The following is a 16,368-nucleotide window of genomic DNA, read 5'->3' as shown; positions in this document are numbered from 1 at the left end:
AGGCCCGAGGACCGACACGCACGGTTAACCGCCGCGGCGGTGGGAATGCGGCCGGCCGGAAGTACGCGCGCCGCGCGTACGGAAGGGAGTCCCATGACTGCCGCAAGCCAACCGGCCCGTGGTGCCGGCGTACCGGCCGATTCTCGGGCCCATCGGGCGTCCACCGGCGCCAAGACCAGCGCGGCCGCCACCTTCGCTCTGGTCTTCGGTGTGGCCGGCCTGTTCAGCGTGTTGACAGCCATCCTCGCCTGGGTCGGGCTGGTGCTCGGCATCATCGGCATCGTCCTCGGCATCGTCGGGCTCAAGATGGCCCGCCGGCCGGGCGTGACCGGCCGGGGCGTGTCCATCGGCGGCCTGGTGCTGAGCATCCTGGCGGTCCTGATCGGCCTGGGCCTCGCCGCGGGCATCACCACGTTCGTCAACAACAAGGGCGCGGTGGACCGCCTTCAGAACCAGGTCGACGACCTACGGGACAAGCTCGACTGACACCGGGCCCGGGTGGCTGGGGGCCAGGGCATGCCGCTGGCCCCCACCCCGGCCTATTTGGACTCGACCCGCCCGACCGCGTCGACCCCCGAGGTGAGCGCCGCGCGGGTGGACTGCCACGCGGGATCTCCCGGGTAGAGCGTGCTGCGCAGGTACGCCCCGGTGAGCGCCGCGACCGCCGCGACCCGTCGCGGGTCCTCGTCGGTGGTCTCGGCGGCGTCGTAGCCGGAGATCCCGCCGAGACCGTGCTCCGCCTCGAAGAGGGTCAGGAGCGACTTGGGGGCGGGGGACAGGACGTACGGGTCGGCGTGCCACCGCGCGCCCCGCACCGTCAGGTGCTCGGAGGTGTCCCGGTCGCCGGCCACGACGAGCGCGGGCGTCGTCATCGCGGAGAAGTCCGTGGTCTCGAAGAAGCCGTAGCCCTTCGCGACCTCGGTGAGCGCGTCTCCGCCCCGGCCGGGCGCGGCGAGGAGCACCCCCGCTCCGATCCGTGGCTCGGACAGGTCGACGGGCCTCCCGTCGTGGGGGTCGGTGGGCCGGGCGCCCAGCAGCAGGCTGGCGGTGTGTCCGCCCATCGAGTGCCCGGCCACGGCGACCCGGCTCCGGTCCAGACGCCCGCGAAGCTGTCCCACGGCGGCCTCGACCGCGTCGAGTTGGTCGAGGATTCGTGTCATGTCCCGGGCGCGGGACCGCCAGTAGAGCGGCGCCTCGGGGTCGCCGGGATCGAGGCTCAGGGTCCTCGAGTCCAGGTGGGTCGGCTGGATCACGACGAAGCCCTGTGCCGCCCAGTGGTTGGCGAGGGGCCCGTAGCCGTTGAGTGACGAGAGGTTGTTGGAGAGCCCGTGGCCGTGCGAGAGCAGGATGATCGGCAGTTCGGTGCCGGTCATCGGTGCGGTGACGCGAAGCCGCAAATCCACGGCCCGGTCGGGTGCCGGGAGCACGATCGGGCCGACGGACACGATCGGGGTGTCGGCGACGAGGGTCGATGTGGTCATGGTTGCCTTCCCCTGGGACGGACGTGGCACGGCAGGGGTGTCCCCGCCTCCGCTACAGTTGAAGCGGATCGCCGTTCCACTAATATACGGAACGCTGATCCGTTTCTCAAGCGGCGTGTAGAGGAGAACCGTGTCGGCGACGAGCCAGACCCCCGAAGTGCCGGCCCGTGGCCGACGAGCCGACGCCGTACGCAACCAGCAGACGCTCCTCGCGGCCGCCGCCGCGGTCTTCGTCACCTCCGGCGTCGAAGCACCGATCCGGGAGATCGCGGCCCGCGCGGGGGTCGGCATCGGGACGATCTACCGGCACTTCCCGACCCGGGCGGACCTCGTCGTCGCCGTCTACCGCCACCAGGTCGAGGCCTGCGCCGAAGCGGGCCCGACCCTGTTGGCGAACGCCGCCTCCCCCCTGGCGGCCCTCCGCCAGTGGGTCGACCTCTTCACCGATTTCCTGGTCACGAAGCACGGCCTGGCGAGCGCGCTGCAATCGGACGCCGGCGGCTTCGACACGCTGCACGCCTGGTTCGTCGACCGCCTCGTGCCGGTCTGCGGGCAACTGCTGGACGCCTCCGTCGACGCGGGCGAGATCACCCCCGGCACGCGCCCGTACGAACTGATGCGTGGCATCGGCAACCTCTGCGTCAGTCGCGACAACGACCCGGACTACGACCCCCGCCGCCTCGTCGACCTGCTGCTGCGCGGCCTGCGGCAACCCCGGTGACCGGAGATCACAGTAGGGTGGGCGGCGTGCTCCGCCAGGTCACCGCGATCCGCTACGTCACCCCACTGCGGGAGGGTGGCTCACTGCCGGGCGTCGTCGAGGCCGACGACCTCGGCACGTACGTCGCGAAGTTCACCGGGGCCGGGCAGGGGCCCAAGGCGCTCGTCGCCGAGGTGATCTGCGGCGAGTTGGCCCGCCGGCTGGACCTGCGGGTGCCACCGCTGGTGGTCCTCGACATCGACCCGGTGATCGGGCGGGCCGAGCCCGACCAGGAGGTACAGGAGCTGCTGCGCAACAGCGGCGGCGCCAACCTGGGGATGGACTTCCTGCCGGGCGCGCTCGGCTTCGACCCGGTGGCGCACCCCGTCGATCCGCTGCTGGCCTCCCGGGTGCTGTGGTTCGACGCGTACGTGGAGAACGTCGACCGGAGCTGGCGCAACCCCAACCTGCTCATCTGGCACCGCGAGCTGTGGCTGATCGACCACGGCGCCGCGCTGTACTTCCACCACAACTGGCCCCGCGCCGACGCCGCCGTACACCGCGCCTACCGGGCCGAGGACCACGTGCTCGCGCCGTACGCCGACCGGGTCGCCGAGGCCAACGACGAGCTGGCCGCCCGGGTCACCCCCGACCTCCTGCGGGAGGTGTTGGCGCTGGTGCCGGCCCCGTGGCTGACCGCGGCCGACTTCGACTCGGCCGACGAGGCGCGGGAGGCGTACGTGTCGCACCTGTCGCGGCGGGTCGCCGACCCGGCGGACTGGCTACCGACGGGGAGCGCGGCGTGAGGCACCCCTTCGAGTACGCGGTCATCCGGCTGGTGCCCCGCGTCGAGCGCGGCGAACAGATCAACGTGGGTGTGCTGCTCTACTGCCAGCAGCGGGACTTCCTGGCCGCGCGGACGCACCTGGACGCCGACCGGGCGCGCGCCCTGGCGCCCGACGTCGATCTGCCGGCCGTCGCCGCGGTGCTGGAGTCGCTGGACCGGACCTGCTCCGGCGACGGGCCGGCCACCCGCATGCGGCTCGGTGAGCGCTTCCACTGGCTGGTCGCGCCGCGCAGCACGATGATCCAGGCCGGTCCGGTACACACCGGCCTCACCGTCGACCCGGCGGCCGAGCTGGACCGGCTGATGACGATGCTGGTCCGCTGAGCGGGCAAGGGCCTTCGACCACGGCGGACCCCTGATCGCGCTGCGCCAGCGCCGTTGCCGGCGGAGCGCGATCCCCCGTTCAGGCGCCGGTGCCAGGGGGGCGGCAGGATCGCACGCCGGCACCGGATGGCATCAGGATCGCCGTCCGCGCGGGCGACCGGTTCGGAACGTCCGGGAACTTGCGGAAAACTTGAGCCCGGACGACCGGAACACCGCCTTCCGTCGTTTGTCTCCGCACCGCCGGGGTAGTCGCGGGAGCTGACCCGAGACGAGAAGGGGACAACTCTGATGGCTGCCCAGACGAAGGTGGCGGTGATCTACTACAGCGCCACCGGCATCACCTACCAGATGGCGCAGGCCGCGTGTGAGGCCGCCGGGGAGGCCGGCGCGGAGGTGCGCCTGCGCAAGGTACGGGAGCTCGCGCCGGACGAGGCGATCCGCTCGAACTCCGGTTGGCAGGCGCACCATCTGGAGACCCAGGACGTTCCCGAGGCGATGATCGACGACCTGGCCTGGGCCGACGTGACGATCTTCGGCTCGCCCACCCGGTACGGCATGATCGCCGCGCAGTTGAAGCAGTTCATCGACACCACCGGCCCGCTGTGGGCGCAGGGCGCGCTGGCCAACAAGGTCTACGCGGCCTTCACCTCCACGGCGACGTCGCATGGTGGTCAGGAGACGACGCTGACGTCGCTCTTCAACGTCTTCTACCACTGGGGTGGTGTGGTGGTCCCTCCCGGCTACACCGACTCCAGCCAGTTCATCGCCGGCAACCCGTACGGCGCCTCGCACACCAGCAACAACGGGGAGATCGCCCCGGACGCGGTGGCGCTGGGCGCCTGCGCCCTCACCGCCCGCCGGGCGGTGCTGATCGGCACGGCGCTCAAGCAGGGCCTGGGCGGCTGAGGCGGCCGGTGGCGCGGACGGGGGCTCTCGACCCGCTCGCGCCACCGGCCGCACCAGCCCTACCCCGTGACGACGGTAACCATGCCGTGGCCGGGAGCTAACCCTGGCCGACCGGTCGCGACGCCGGCAGCAGGTCGGTCAACACCTCGGTCAGCACGGTCAGTCCGTCCGGGCTGAGCACCGACTCCGGGTGGAACTGCACCCCGGCGAAGCCCTGCCCGCGCAGGGCGTGCACGGACCCGTCGCGGACGTCCCGGGCCAGCTCCACGGTCCCGTACGCGGTGTCCAGCCGGTCCACCTGGGCGCGGGCGGTGAACGAGGAGTAGAAGCCGACCCGGCGGGACCGGCCGAACATCGACACCTCCCGTTGCAGCCCCTGGTAGGGCGCGTCCCTGCGGTGCAGGGGCAGCCCCAGCAGCCCGGCCAGCACCTGGTGCCCCAGGCAGACCGCGAGGGTGGGCCGACCGGATGCCAGCAACTCGCCGAGCAGGTCCCGCAACGCCGCCATCTTCGGATCGTCCGCGCTGCCCGGGTCACCCGGACCGGGCCCGGCCACCACCAGGTCGTACCCGTCGACCGGGCCGCCGGCGTGCCACGGGCGCAACGTGACCGCGAGACCCAACGCGCCCAGTTGGTGCGCCAACATGCCGGTGAAGGTGTCCTCCGCGTCCACGATCAGGGCCCGCAGGCCGGCCAGCCCGGGCAGCCCGGGCGCGTCGGGCGACCGCTGGTCCAACCAGAACCGGGCCAGCGGCGTGTTACGCGCGGCCAGCGCGTCGCGTACCTCCGGGTCGTCGGCCAGCCGCACGACCGGCCCGCGCTCACCGGTGGACGCCGCCGGGCCGAGACCCAGCGCGGCCAGCACCCCGGCGGCCTTGGCGTGGGTCTCGGCCACCTCGCCGGCCGCCGTCGAATGCCGGACCAGGGTGGCGCCGACCGGCACCCGCAGCCGACCGGACGGGGAGATCTCGGCGGTACGGATCAGGATCGGCGCGTCCAGCGTCTGCCGGCCGGCGTCGTCGTGGCCGAGCAGCGCCAGCACGCCCGCGTAGTAGCCCCGACCCCGGCGCTCGTGTCGGGCGATCACTCGGCAGGCGTTCTCCATCGGACTGCCCGTCACGGTGGGCGCGAACATGGTCTCCCGCAGCACCTCCCGCACGTCGCGGGTGCCCCGGCCGGCGAGCAGGTACTCGGTGTGGGCCAGGTGCGACATCTCCTTGAGATAGGGGCCGATGACCTGGCCGCCGTGCTCGGCGACGGTCGCCATCATCTTCAGCTCCTCGTCGAGCACCATGTACAGCTCCTCGATCTCCTTCGGATCGGCGAGGAACCGCAGCAGCGCCGCCCGGTCCGGGGTGCCGCCGGTGGGCCGGAAGGTGCCGCTGATCGGGTTCATCATGACGAGCCCGTCGTCGACGCTGACGTGCCGTTCCGGGCTGGCCCCGACCATGGTGCGGGCGCCGGTGTGCACCACGAACGTCCAGTAGGCGCCGCGTTCGGCGACCAACAGCCGGCGCAGCGCGGCCAGCGCGGCCACCAGCGGCGCACCCAGCACGGTGGCGTGCAGGGTGCGGTGGATGACGAAGTTGGCGCCCTCGCCGCGACCGATCTCGTCGGTGAGCACCTGCTGCACGATCCGCGCGTACTCCTCGTCGCTGACGTCGAAGGCGGCGTCCCGGGTACGGACCGGCTCGTCGGGCAGCGCGGCGAGCGCCTCGGCCAGCGGGATCCGACCGTGTTCGCGGACCTGGAGACACTCCAGCGGGGCGTCGTCGTCGACGCAGGCGAAGCCGCGCTCGGCGATCTGCCGGTACGGCACCAGGGCCAACGTCCGCGCCCCGGGCTCACCCGGGGGCAGCGGGATGTCCGCCAGCCGGTCGACGGTGCCGACCGGGCCGGTGAACAGTTCCAGGTCGTCGGCGCCCTCGCGGCGCAGCAGCGCGAAGGGGCCGGGATCGTCGCCCCGGTGGATGGCGGCGAGCAGGTCGGTCAGGGGGTTCTGGCTGGTCATCGTGGTCTCCGTGGGCGCCGGGCGCCGCCAGCGGGGCGGCCATCCGGGCCGGAGATCCGGCGGCCGCCTCGGTGGCGGCCGCGTGGATGGAGCTACGCGCGGGGGGTGGCCGCCGGATTGGCGGGCCACCAGGAGGTTGGGTGCGCGAGCATGCGCATCACCTTACGCGGTCGAGGCCTCACCCGGGACCCCATCGGGCGTACGGGTGTGCCGGGCCGGACCATCGTCCCGGCGCGGCCGGCACCGGGTAACTTGACCGGCGATGAACATTCTCGCGCTCGACCTGGGCACCTCCTCCGTACGCGGGCTGGTGCTGGACGGGGAAACCCGGCCGCTGCCCGGCGCCCTGGCCCGGCGCAAGGTCAAACTCGCCATCGGGGACGACGGCACCGGCACCCTCTCCGGCCCCGACTACCTCGCCAGCCTCGTCGAATGCCTGGACGAGCTGGCCGAGGCGGGACACCTGCACGACGTGGGCATGGTGGCGACGTCCGCGCAGTGGCACTCGGTGCTCCCGCTCGACCGCGACGGCACCCCGCTGGGCCCGGTCGTCACCTGGTTGGACACCCGGCCCGCGCCGGTCGGCGACACATCCGGCCCGGCCGACCCGGCCGGCTTCCACCAACGCACGGGCTGCTGGTGGCACCGCTCCTACTGGCCGGTGCGCCTGCCCTGGCTGCGGGACCAGTCGGGCACGCCGATCAGCCGGTTCGTCGGCCTTCCGGAGTACGTGCTGGGCGAGCTGCTCCAGACGGCGCCCATGTCGATCTCGCAGGCCTCCGGCACGGGCCTGCTCGACCTCGTCACCCTGCGCTGGGACGAGGAGGCGCTGACGCTGGCCGGCGCACGGCCCCGCGACCTGCCGCCGCTCGGCGAGTTGGACTGGCACGGCCGGCTCCGCCCCGACCGGGCCCGCCGCTGGCCGCAGTTGGCCGAGGCCCGGTGGGCGCCGCCGGTGGGCGACGGTGGCGCGTCAAACGTCGGCTCGGGCTGCGCCGACCCGAGCCGGGCCGCGGTCACGGTGGGCACCTCCGCGGCGGTACGCCTCATGCAGCGCATCCCGGCCGGCGAGCCGCTGCCGCGGCTGCCCGAGCGCCTCTGGCGCTACCGGGTCGACCACGACCACGTGGTGACCGGAGCGGCGTACTCCAGCGGTGGCAACCTGTTCGCCTGGGCGAACCGGGAAATGCGGCTGCCCCCGGGGGACGAGTTGGACGCGGCGCTGGCGCTGGTGCCGGTTGGTGGTGGCCGGCCGGCTGATCCCCGGTTCGGTGGCGACCGGGCGCCCGGGTTGGCCCCGGCGGGCACCGGCGAGCTGCGCGGTCTGAGTTTCAGCACCACGGCGGTGGACATCCTGGCCGGGCTCATGCAGGGGCTGTGTGGGCTGGTCGCCGAGGACCTCGCGGTGCTGGAGTCCACAGTCGACAAGCCGGTCGGGGTGGTGCTGGGCGGCGGCGCGGTGGCCGCGTCGGTGTGGTGGCGGCAGGCGTTCGCCGCCTCGCTCGCACCGCGACCGGTGTCGCACCAACGCAACCCGGAGATCGGTGCCACCGGAGCGGCGTTGGTGGCCCTGGGTCACTTTGATGCGGCGGCGGCGCTCGCCGACATCGGCCGGACGGACGAACTGGTCTCACCGACCACGACAGGACGTTCCCACCCGCAGTATCCTTCCTGAACTTTCGCCCTGCCCGGGCCGTTGACAGCGCCACCGAGCCTGGTTGGATGGACTCCGCTCCCCGGGTCGCGGTGGACGCGGCAGGACGGAGGAGGCAGGGTGGCGGCAGGTACCGACCCGTCGATCGGTGCGGTGTCGAACCACCGTCGGCGTCGCTTCGACGTCCGGGTCGTTCCGCATCGACGCCGCTCGCCGTTCCGGCTGCGGGACTGGCGGATGAGCACCAAGCTCGCCACCGTGCTGCTGGTGCCGTCGATGGCGTTCCTCGTGCTGGCGGGCGTGCAGACCAGCGCGCTGGTCGGTCGGACGGCCACGTTGAACGACTTCTCCCGGCAGGTCGGCATCGGCCGGCAGATCACCGCCGTGGTCGACCAGCTCCAGCAGGAGCGGGACCGTTCGGCGGGTGAGCTGGGCGAGCTGCGCCGCGGTGGCGACCGGGAGGCGGCGGCCACCGCCCTGCGGCCGTTGCAGTCGGCCACCGACCGCGCCGTCGAGGACCTCCGGCGGGCGGCCGAGCCGTTGGCCGACGCCGACGCCTCCTGGCGGGTCGCCTACTCCGAGGTGCTCGAGGCGTACGACCAGGTCGTCGACATCCGACCGGCCATCCCGCCGGCGGTGCTCAGCAACGACACCATCCTGAGCAACTACCACCGGGCGGTCGACTCGCTGTTGGACCTGCTCGCCGAGCCGACACCGGGCCAGGACCGACCGGGGTTGAGCGACGCGGTGCTGCGATACGTCCAGATCGCCCGGGTCAAGGAGCTGTCCTCCCGGGTCCGGGCGCAGCTCTACGGCGCCGGCCGGGCCGGCCGGTACGGCACTGAGGACCGGGTGATCCTCTCCGACCTGCGTGCCCAGCAGCTCACCGCGCTCGGCGCGTTCCGGGTGTCCGCCACCAGCGACCAGATCCGCCGGTACGACGAGACCTCGGTGAACCCGGGGTTCCAGGTCGCCACCCGGCTGGAGGAGCGCAGCCTGCCGGTCGGCGACGCGGCGCCGGAGGTGCTGCCCTCGGAGCAGTGGTGGTCGGCGAGCCAGCAACGCCAGGAGCTGCTGCGGCAGGTCGAGGCGAGTGTGCTCGACGACGCGGTGCGCCAGGCCGACGACGCGAGCAGCGGCCAGCTCCGGACCACCCTGCTGGTGGTCGGCGGCGTCGTGGCGGTGCTGCTGGTCGCCCTGCTGATCTCTCTGCTGGTCGGGCGTTCGGTCGCCCGGTCGATGCGCCTGCTGCGCAGCCAGGCGCTGCGGATCGCGCAGGTGGAACTGCCCGACGCGCTGGACCGGCTGCGCACCGTCACCGGTGGCGTGCCGACCATCGACGTGTCCCCGGCGGTCGTCCGCTCGCTCGACGAGATCGGTGAGCTGGCCGAGGCGTTCGTCGCGGTGCACCGCAGCGCCGTGACGGTCGCCGTCGAGCAGGCGCTGATGCGCCGCAACGTCAACGCGATGTTCGTCAACCTCGCGCGCCGCAGCCAGGTGCTGGTGGAGCGGCAACTGGAGCTGCTCGACGACCTGGAGCGTGAGGAGAGCGACCCGGACCAGTTGGAGAACCTCTTCAAGCTCGACCACCTGGCCGCCCGCATGCGCCGTAACGACGAGAGCCTGCTGGTGCTGGCCGGCACCGACTCCACCCGCCGGTGGAACCGTCCGGTGGGCCTGGGCACCGTGCTGCTGGCGGCCGCCGCCGAGATCGAGCAGTACCAGCGGGTACGACTTGAGTCGATGGGCGCCGTCAACGTGGTCGGGCACGCGGTCGGCGAGCTGGTGCACCTGCTGGCCGAGCTGCTGGAGAACGCCACGGCGTTCTCCCGTCCGGACACGTTCGTCGTGGTGACCGCCCGGGTCGAGGCGTCCACCGCGCTCATCGAGATCGTCGACGACGGTCTGGGCATGAGCCCGTCCGCGCTCGCCGAGGCGAACGCGGTGCTGGCCAGCCCGCCGGCCGCGGACGTCGCGGCGGTCGAGCGGATGGGCCTGTTCGTGGTCAGTCACCTGGCGAGCCGGCTCGGTGTGCGCGTGCAGCTCGAAGGGCGCCACAGTGGCCTCGTCGCGCGGCTCGTGCTGCCGGCGACCCTGCTGGCGCCCGGCGGCGCGGTCGAGTTGGATCCGCCCGCGCCCGCCCGGATGCTGGCGTCGAACGCGGCCCGGGCGCCGCGGCGCAGCGTGGGGCGGGTGTGCCCCGTCCGGCGGCGTCCACGGGACAGCGACCGCGCCGCTGGACCTCCCGGTGGCCGGTCGTCCGCCGGCCGCCGCCGTGCCCCGCCAGACCCGACCCGTGCCGGTACGCGCCGAGGACGTGTTGGCTCCGGCCGCCGCCTCCGCGGGCGACGGCGGTGGCTGGTGGTCCCGGCAGGGGCCGGCCGCGTCGGCGGCCCCGGTCCAGCCCGTGCCGCCCGCGACTCCGGTGACGGCCGGCACGAACGAGCGGGGCCTTCCGGTACGCGTACCCATGGCGCAGCTCTCCGCGGTCACCCGCCCCGCCCAGCCGGAGTCGTCGCCGCCGCGCGCCGACCTCGACCCGGACGCGGTCGGCGGCATGCTTTCCCGGCTCTACAACGGGGTACGGCGTGCCGAGGCCGAGGACACCACCGAGATACCGGTGCCACCCTCGTGGGGGCACGACGAAGGAGGACGACGACAGTGACGACGTTGAGCCAGGAGGCACGTGACCTGAGCTGGCTGGTGAGCGCGTTCGCGGAGCGGGTGCCGGGCGTGGCGCACGCGGTGGTGGTCTCCTCCGACGGGCTGCTGGTGGCAATCTCCGACCACCTGCCCCGCGACCACGCGGACAAGCTCGCCGCGGTGACGTCCGGGCTCATGAGCATCACGGCGGGCGCGGCACAGATGTTCGACGGCGACATCGTCAAGCAGACGGTGGTCGAGATGGGCCGGGGCTACTTCCTGGTGATGCAGGTGCGCGACGGGTCGATCCTGGCCACGCTCGCGGCCGGGGACGCCGACATCGGCGTGGTGGGCTACGAGATGGCGCGGTTGGCGAAGCAGGCGGGGGAGATGCTCACCCCGGCGCTGCGAGCGGAGTTGCAGCAGGCGCTGCCCCGCTGAGTCTTCCGGCCGTGACCCGGACGGTCACCGGCTCACCCGAGCCGAGCCGTCCGGGCCCGGCCGTCCGGGCGAGGGGTTCAGAAGCCACCCTCGGCGATGACGGAGCGGTACCAGTGGGCGCTGCGCTTGAGCACGCGCCGTTGGGTCACGTAGTCCACGTAGACCAGGCCCCAACGCTGTTCGTATCCCTCGTCCCACTCGAAGTTGTCGAGCATCGACCAGACATGGAAGCTCTCCAGCGGCACCCCGTCGGCGATGGCGCGGTGCGCGGCGGCCAGGTGGTCGCGCAGGAAGGTGATCCGGCCACTGTCGTCGACGGTGTCGTCCGCGGCCAGGGTGTCGGGGGTGGGCAGACCGTTCTCGGTCACGGTGAGCGGGATCGGGCCGTAGTCGCGGGTGACCCGGGTCAGGACGTCGTACATCCCGTCGGGGTAGATCTGCTGCCAGCCGGCCTCGGAGGTGGGCCAGCGGTGTTCGGTGCGGCCGTCGGCGGCGACGTAGATGGGCGTGTAGTACTGCACGGCCAGCAGGTCGACCGGTGACGAGATCACGGCCAGGTCGCCGTCGCGGATGCCCCGGACCATCCGGCTCTGCGGGCCGAGGTCGGCCAGGACGTCCTGCGGGTAGCTGCCCTTGAGCACCGAGTCGAGGTAGAGGCGGTTCTCGTAGCCGTCGTAGAGGTGCGCCGCGGCGGCGGCCTCGGCGGAGTCGTCGGTGGGGTAGCAGGGGTGCAGGTTGAGCGCGGGGCCGATCCGGGCGGTGCTGTCCGAGGCTCGTAGCGCGCGTACCGCGAGGCCGTGCGCGAGCTGCAGGTGGTGGGCGACGAGGTAGGCGGCGTCCGGGTCCTGCCGACCGGGCGCGTGGTGGCCCGTGAGGTATCCGTTCTGTACGACGGTCTTGGGCTCGTTGATGGTGAGCCAGACCGGCACCCGGTCGCCGAGGGCGCTGAAGACGGCGTCGGCGTAGTCGGCGAAGCGCAGGGCGGTGTCGCGGGACTCCCAGCCACCGGCGTCCTGCAACGCCTGCGGCAGATCCCAGTGGAACAGGGTCGCCATCGGGGCGATGCCGCGCTCGTGCAGACCGTCGAGGAGACGACGGTAGAAGTCGAGCCCACGCTGGTTGGGCGTTCCGCTGCCGTCGGGCTGGATGCGGGGCCAGGAGATGGAGAAGCGGTAGCTGCGCAGACCCAGGTCACGCATCAGGTCGAGGTCTTCGGCGTACCGGTGGTAGTGGTCGGCGGCCACGTCGCCGGTGTCGCCGTTGCGGGTACGACCGGGGACGCGGCTGAAGGTGTCCCAGACCGACTCGCCGCGGCCGTCCTCCTTGGTGGCGCCCTCGATCTGGTAGGCGGAGGTGGCCGCGCCCCAACCGAAGTGGCGGGGGAAGCGCAGCGGGCCGGCGGGCCCGGTAGGTATCGACATGGATTCTCCTCGTGGATACGGGGCCCACCGCCCAGATTCGGGAGCGCTCCCAGGATAGGCCAGAAGCGCTCGACCCGGTGAGCCGGCCGTCACGGCGGCCGACGATGGCGGGTCGAGGCGGTTGAGGGCCCCGGACAGCGAACGAGGCCGACCGGGCGGCGCTTCGCGCCTGTCCCGTCGGCCTCTTTTCCCATCGTGTACGGGGGTTTAGTGTGGGGACGGGGGAGGGCAACCCCCGTCCCCACCGTAACTGCACACACACGGGCGGAATTGGGTCCTGCCGTGCGTGTCGCGCGGGAGCCGGGCCACGCGAGTGGCTCTGGTTCCACCTCCCTCCCTGTGGCGGGATGATGGCTGACGGCGGCGTCCGGGCTGGCCCGCCGTCGGCCTTCGGATGGTTCCCCGGGCCCGCCACGAGGACGGTCCCGGCGATCTTCCAGTTGGAACCTTTGTCGATGGAAGCGCTCCCATCGACCGATGTTGCGACTGTAACGCCCGTCACGCCTTTGTGAAAGACCCAAAACGAGATCGAAACAAGTGGGTGTTCTCGGCCCCTCTCGGCTTGTTGTGGGAGCGCTTCCATGGCACACTGTCGATTCAACGCGACAGGAGCCAGATCGCGTGGGCGCGGGACCGCCGAGGGCAGCCGGAGCACCACCTCCGGTCACGGCACCCGAGCGAGCCGGCGGGACCCCCTCCCGCGCGGGCCGCATCGCCGCACCCCGGCCGGGCCCGGGGCTACCACCTTCCCGGGCGCCTCGAATCCCCCGCGTACCACCACCACCTGCGGGCAGGCGCCTCGCCGGGAATTACCCGGCCTGGTCCGAGGAGACACCGCGCACATGAGACATCTGGCACGACGCCGTCGAGTGGCGATCCTCGCCGCCGCCGCGCTCGCGGTCGGCGGGGTGATGCTGCCCGCTGGCGCCGCACAGGCCGCACCGGCCTGCGACGTGGTCTACGCGACCAACGACTGGAACACCGGCTTCACGGCCAACGTGACCATCAAGAACCTGGGCGACCCGATCAGCAGCTGGTCGCTCAAGTGGACCTTCCCGAACAGCGGCCAGCGGGTCACGCAGGGCTGGTCGGCCCGGTACAGCCAGTCCGGCAGCGAGGTCACCGCGACCAACGAGTCGTACAACGGCAACCTCGGCACCGGGGCCTCCACCACCATCGGCTTCAACGGCTCCCACACGGGCAGCAACCCGAAGCCCACCTCGTTCACCCTGAACGGCACGCCCTGCAACGGCACCCCGGCCAACCAGCCGCCGTCCGTCACGCTCAGCCTGCCCTCCGGGCCGTTCACCGCGCCCGCCGACGTGCCGCTGACCGCGACCGCCAGTGACCCGGACGGGACGATCAGCAAGGTCGAGTTCTACCGCAACGGCCTGCTCATCAACACCGACACCACCGCGCCGTACTCCTACACCCAGGAGGACCTGCCGGCCGGCAGCTACACCGTGCAGGCCAAGGCGTACGACAACGCCAACGGAATCGGGGTCGCCGAGAAGTCGTTCACCGTCGGCGCCGCGAACGGCCCGACGCTGGTCGCCACGCCGTCCGCGGTGAGCGTCAACGAGGGTGGCACGTCCACCTTCAACCTCAAGCTCAGCGCCGCGCCGACGACAAGCGTGCCGGTCACCCTGACCCCCTCGGGCGACAGCGACATCACGGTCTCGCCGACCACCGTCACGCTGACCCCCACCAACTGGAACACCGGGGTCACCGTCACGGTCGCCGCGGCCGAGGACACCGACACCGTCGGCGGTAGCGCCACCATCACCGCCGCCGCCACCGGTCTCGCCTCGCTGGCGGTCGCCGCCACCGAGATCGACAACGACACCCCCGGCGGCGACAACGCCTACATCAAGAAGTTCCTCGACCAGTACGGCAAGATCAAGAACTCGGGTTACTTCAGCCCCGAGGGCGTGCCGTACCACTCGGTCGAGACGCTGATCGTCGAGGCGCCCGACCACGGCCACGAGACCACCTCGGAGGCGTTCAGCTTCTGGATCTGGCTGGAGGCCCAGTACGGCCGCGTCACGCAGAACTGGGCGCCGTTCAACAACGCCTGGACGGTGATGGAGAAGTACATCATCCCGTCGCACGCCGACCAGCCCACCGCTGCCTCGGCCGGCACCCCGCAGTACGCCGCGGAGTACAACCTGCCCAGCCAGTACCCGTCGGCCCTGAACCCGAACATCTCGGTCGGGCAGGACCCGCTGCGCTCGGAGTTGCAGTCCACCTACGGCACCGGCGACATCTACGGGATGCACTGGCTGATGGACGTCGACAACAGGTACGGCTTCGGCCGCTGCGGCGACGGCACCACCAAGCCGGCGTACATCAACACCTTCCAGCGGGGCACCCAGGAGTCGGTGTGGGAGACCATCCCGCAGCCGTCCTGTGACACCTTCAAGCACGGCGGTCAGTACGGCTACCTCGACCTGTTCGTCAAGGACACCGGCGCTCCCGCCAAGCAGTGGAAGTACACCAACGCCCCGGACGCCGACGCCCGTGCGGTGCAGGCCGCCTACTGGGCGCTGACCTGGGCCAAGGCGCAGGGCAAGCAGGCCGACGTCGCCGCGACCGTGGCCAAGGCCGCCAAGATGGGCGACTACCTGCGGTACGCGATGTTCGACAAGTACTTCAAGAAGATCGGCAACTGCGTCGGGGCCAGCACCTGCCCCGCCGGCAGCGGCCGGGACTCGGCGCACTACCTGCTGTCCTGGTACTACGCCTGGGGTGGCGCGTACGACACCAGCCAGAACTGGTCCTGGCGGATCGGCTCCAGCCACAACCACTTCGGCTACCAGAACCCGTTCGCGGCCTGGGCGCTGACCAACACGCCGGAGCTCAAGCCGCAGTCGTCGACCGCGGTCTCCGACTGGACCAAGAGCTTCGACCGGCAGCTGGAGTTCTACACCTGGCTCCAGTCGTCCGAGGGCGGCATCGCCGGCGGAGCGACCAACAGCTGGGACGGCAGCTACGCCCAGCCGCCGTCGGGCACGAGCACCTTCTACGGCATGTTCTACGACGTCGACCCGGTCTACAACGACCCGCCGTCGAACCAGTGGTTCGGCATGCAGGCGTGGTCGATGCAGCGGATCGCCGAGCTGTACCTGCAGACCGGCAACACGAAGGCCAAGGCGCTGCTGGACAAGTGGGTGCCGTGGGCGATCGCCAACACGACGGTCGGAACCAACTGGTCGATCCCGTCGGACATGAAGTGGACCGGCCAGCCGACCACCTGGAACCCGAGCAGCCCGCAGCCCAACACCAACCTGCACGTCGAGGTGATCAGCAAGGGCCAGGACGTCGGCGTCGCCGCCTCCTACGCCCGGATCCTGATCGCGTACGCGGCCAAGTCGGGCAACGCGGCGGCGAAGACCACCGCCAAGGGTCTGCTCGACGCGCTGGACGCCGCCAGTGACTCGAAGGGTGTCTCCACCACCGAGACGCGTGGCGACTACAAGCGCTTCGACGACGTCTACGACGCCTCCAGCGGGCAGGGCCTCTACGTCCCGCCGGGCTGGACCGGGAAGATGCCCAACGGCGACACCATCGCCGCCGGGAAGAGCTTCCTGGACATCCGGTCGTTCTACAAGAACGACCCGGACTGGCCGAAGGTGCAGGCGTACCTGAACGGTGGCCCGGAGCCCACGTTCAACTACCACCGCTTCTGGGCGCAGGCCGATGTGGCCATGGCGTACGCCGACTACGGGACGTTGTTCCCGAACGGCTGAGAGCAACCCGGGGTGGGTGGAGTGCCCCGCCCACCCCGGGGTTCGGCCGGGTCCGGGGGAACGACGGGACCCGGCCGGCGGACGGCCTGACACCCACGGTCAGGCCGGGGTGGGCCGGTCATCTGGTCAACGCAGCGGGTCGACCGGCCCACCCCACCGCCCGGACTGAAGACTGCCGCGAAAAAGCCCAG

Annotated in this window: 11 protein-coding genes; 8 read left to right on the top strand and 3 right to left on the bottom strand. The window is 72.0% G+C overall.

All coding sequences use genetic code 11. The features are described 5' to 3' along the window. Window positions 1-93: 93 nt before the first annotated feature. On the top strand, window positions 94-486 hold the full coding sequence (locus tag ACQP0N_RS22270; RefSeq protein WP_355047644.1) for a DUF4190 domain-containing protein: 393 nt from the start codon (window positions 94-96) through the stop codon (window positions 484-486). A gap of 53 nt (window positions 487-539) precedes the next feature. On the opposite strand, the gene ACQP0N_RS22265 is transcribed toward ACQP0N_RS22270, so the two are convergent. Further along, entirely contained in the window at window positions 540-1,481 is a 942-nt protein-coding gene (locus ACQP0N_RS22265) for an alpha/beta hydrolase family protein (protein WP_433113829.1), read from the bottom strand. Between the two features lie 130 nt (window positions 1,482-1,611). On the opposite strand from ACQP0N_RS22265, the gene ACQP0N_RS22260 reads away from it, so the two are divergent. From ACQP0N_RS22260 to wrbA, 4 genes are all read left to right on the top strand, one after another. Further along, window positions 1,612-2,202 (top strand): TetR/AcrR family transcriptional regulator, encoded by a 591-nt coding sequence (locus ACQP0N_RS22260; protein ID WP_433113827.1) that lies wholly within the window; start codon window positions 1,612-1,614, stop codon window positions 2,200-2,202. A gap of 26 nt (window positions 2,203-2,228) precedes the next feature. Further along, window positions 2,229-2,987: a HipA family kinase gene (locus tag ACQP0N_RS22255; protein ID WP_433113825.1), complete on the top strand. Its 759-nt coding sequence runs from the start codon at window positions 2,229-2,231 to the stop codon at window positions 2,985-2,987. Next, window positions 2,984-3,352, top strand: coding sequence for a DUF3037 domain-containing protein (locus ACQP0N_RS22250; RefSeq protein WP_433113823.1), 369 nt, complete (start codon window positions 2,984-2,986; stop codon window positions 3,350-3,352). The genes ACQP0N_RS22255 and ACQP0N_RS22250 overlap by 4 nt, the downstream gene beginning before the upstream one ends. Window positions 3,353-3,640: 288 nt before the next feature. Further along, entirely contained in the window at window positions 3,641-4,258 is a 618-nt protein-coding gene (gene wrbA / locus ACQP0N_RS22245; RefSeq protein WP_355047649.1) for an NAD(P)H:quinone oxidoreductase, read from the top strand. Window positions 4,259-4,355: 97 nt separating this feature from the next. On the opposite strand, the gene ACQP0N_RS22240 is transcribed toward wrbA, so the two are convergent. Then, window positions 4,356-6,269, bottom strand: a complete 1,914-nt coding sequence (locus ACQP0N_RS22240) for an anthranilate synthase family protein (RefSeq protein WP_433113821.1) — start codon at window positions 6,267-6,269, stop codon at window positions 4,356-4,358. Window positions 6,270-6,531: 262 nt separating this feature from the next. On the opposite strand from ACQP0N_RS22240, the gene ACQP0N_RS22235 reads away from it, so the two are divergent. Continuing rightward, a complete protein-coding gene (locus tag ACQP0N_RS22235; RefSeq protein ID WP_355047651.1) occupies window positions 6,532-7,944 on the top strand; it encodes an FGGY family carbohydrate kinase in 1,413 nt (470 codons plus the stop codon). 99 nt (window positions 7,945-8,043) lie between these two features. Continuing rightward, complete coding sequence (locus ACQP0N_RS22230) at window positions 8,044-11,007, top strand: nitrate- and nitrite sensing domain-containing protein (RefSeq protein ID WP_433113819.1); 2,964 nt, start codon at window positions 8,044-8,046, stop codon at window positions 11,005-11,007. A gap of 77 nt (window positions 11,008-11,084) precedes the next feature. Here ACQP0N_RS22230 and ACQP0N_RS22225 read toward each other — a convergent pair whose 3' ends face one another. Then, window positions 11,085-12,428, bottom strand: a complete 1,344-nt coding sequence (locus ACQP0N_RS22225; RefSeq protein WP_355047653.1) for a GH1 family beta-glucosidase — start codon at window positions 12,426-12,428, stop codon at window positions 11,085-11,087. A gap of 842 nt (window positions 12,429-13,270) precedes the next feature. Between ACQP0N_RS22225 and ACQP0N_RS22220 the strand changes: the two genes are divergently transcribed. After that, window positions 13,271-16,177 (top strand): glycoside hydrolase family 48 protein, encoded by a 2,907-nt coding sequence (locus ACQP0N_RS22220; protein ID WP_433113817.1) that lies wholly within the window; start codon window positions 13,271-13,273, stop codon window positions 16,175-16,177. The last annotated feature ends 191 nt before the right edge of the window (window positions 16,178-16,368 follow it).

This window comes from Micromonospora sp. CA-246542 (genome assembly GCF_050942905.1).
Taxonomy (GTDB): Bacteria; Actinomycetota; Actinomycetes; order Mycobacteriales; family Micromonosporaceae; genus Micromonospora.
The sequence above is the reverse complement of the archived record's forward strand: the minus strand, read 5'-3'. Positions and strand labels throughout refer to the sequence as shown.

Excerpts from the sequence above, each read along its gene's own strand:
- ACQP0N_RS22235 (WP_355047651.1), top strand. The coding sequence starts at position 6,532 with ATGAACATTCTCGCGCTCGACCTGGGCACCTCCTCCGTACGCGGGCTG.
- ACQP0N_RS22240 (WP_433113821.1), bottom strand. The coding sequence starts at position 6,269 with ATGACCAGCCAGAACCCCCTGACCGACCTGCTCGCCGCCATCCACCGG.
- ACQP0N_RS22270 (WP_355047644.1), top strand. The coding sequence starts at position 94 with ATGACTGCCGCAAGCCAACCGGCCCGTGGTGCCGGCGTACCGGCCGAT.
- wrbA (WP_355047649.1), top strand. The coding sequence starts at position 3,641 with ATGGCTGCCCAGACGAAGGTGGCGGTGATCTACTACAGCGCCACCGGC.
- ACQP0N_RS22220 (WP_433113817.1), top strand. The coding sequence starts at position 13,271 with ATGAGACATCTGGCACGACGCCGTCGAGTGGCGATCCTCGCCGCCGCC.
- ACQP0N_RS22225 (WP_355047653.1), bottom strand. The coding sequence starts at position 12,428 with ATGTCGATACCTACCGGGCCCGCCGGCCCGCTGCGCTTCCCCCGCCAC.
- ACQP0N_RS22265 (WP_433113829.1), bottom strand. The coding sequence starts at position 1,481 with ATGACCACATCGACCCTCGTCGCCGACACCCCGATCGTGTCCGTCGGC.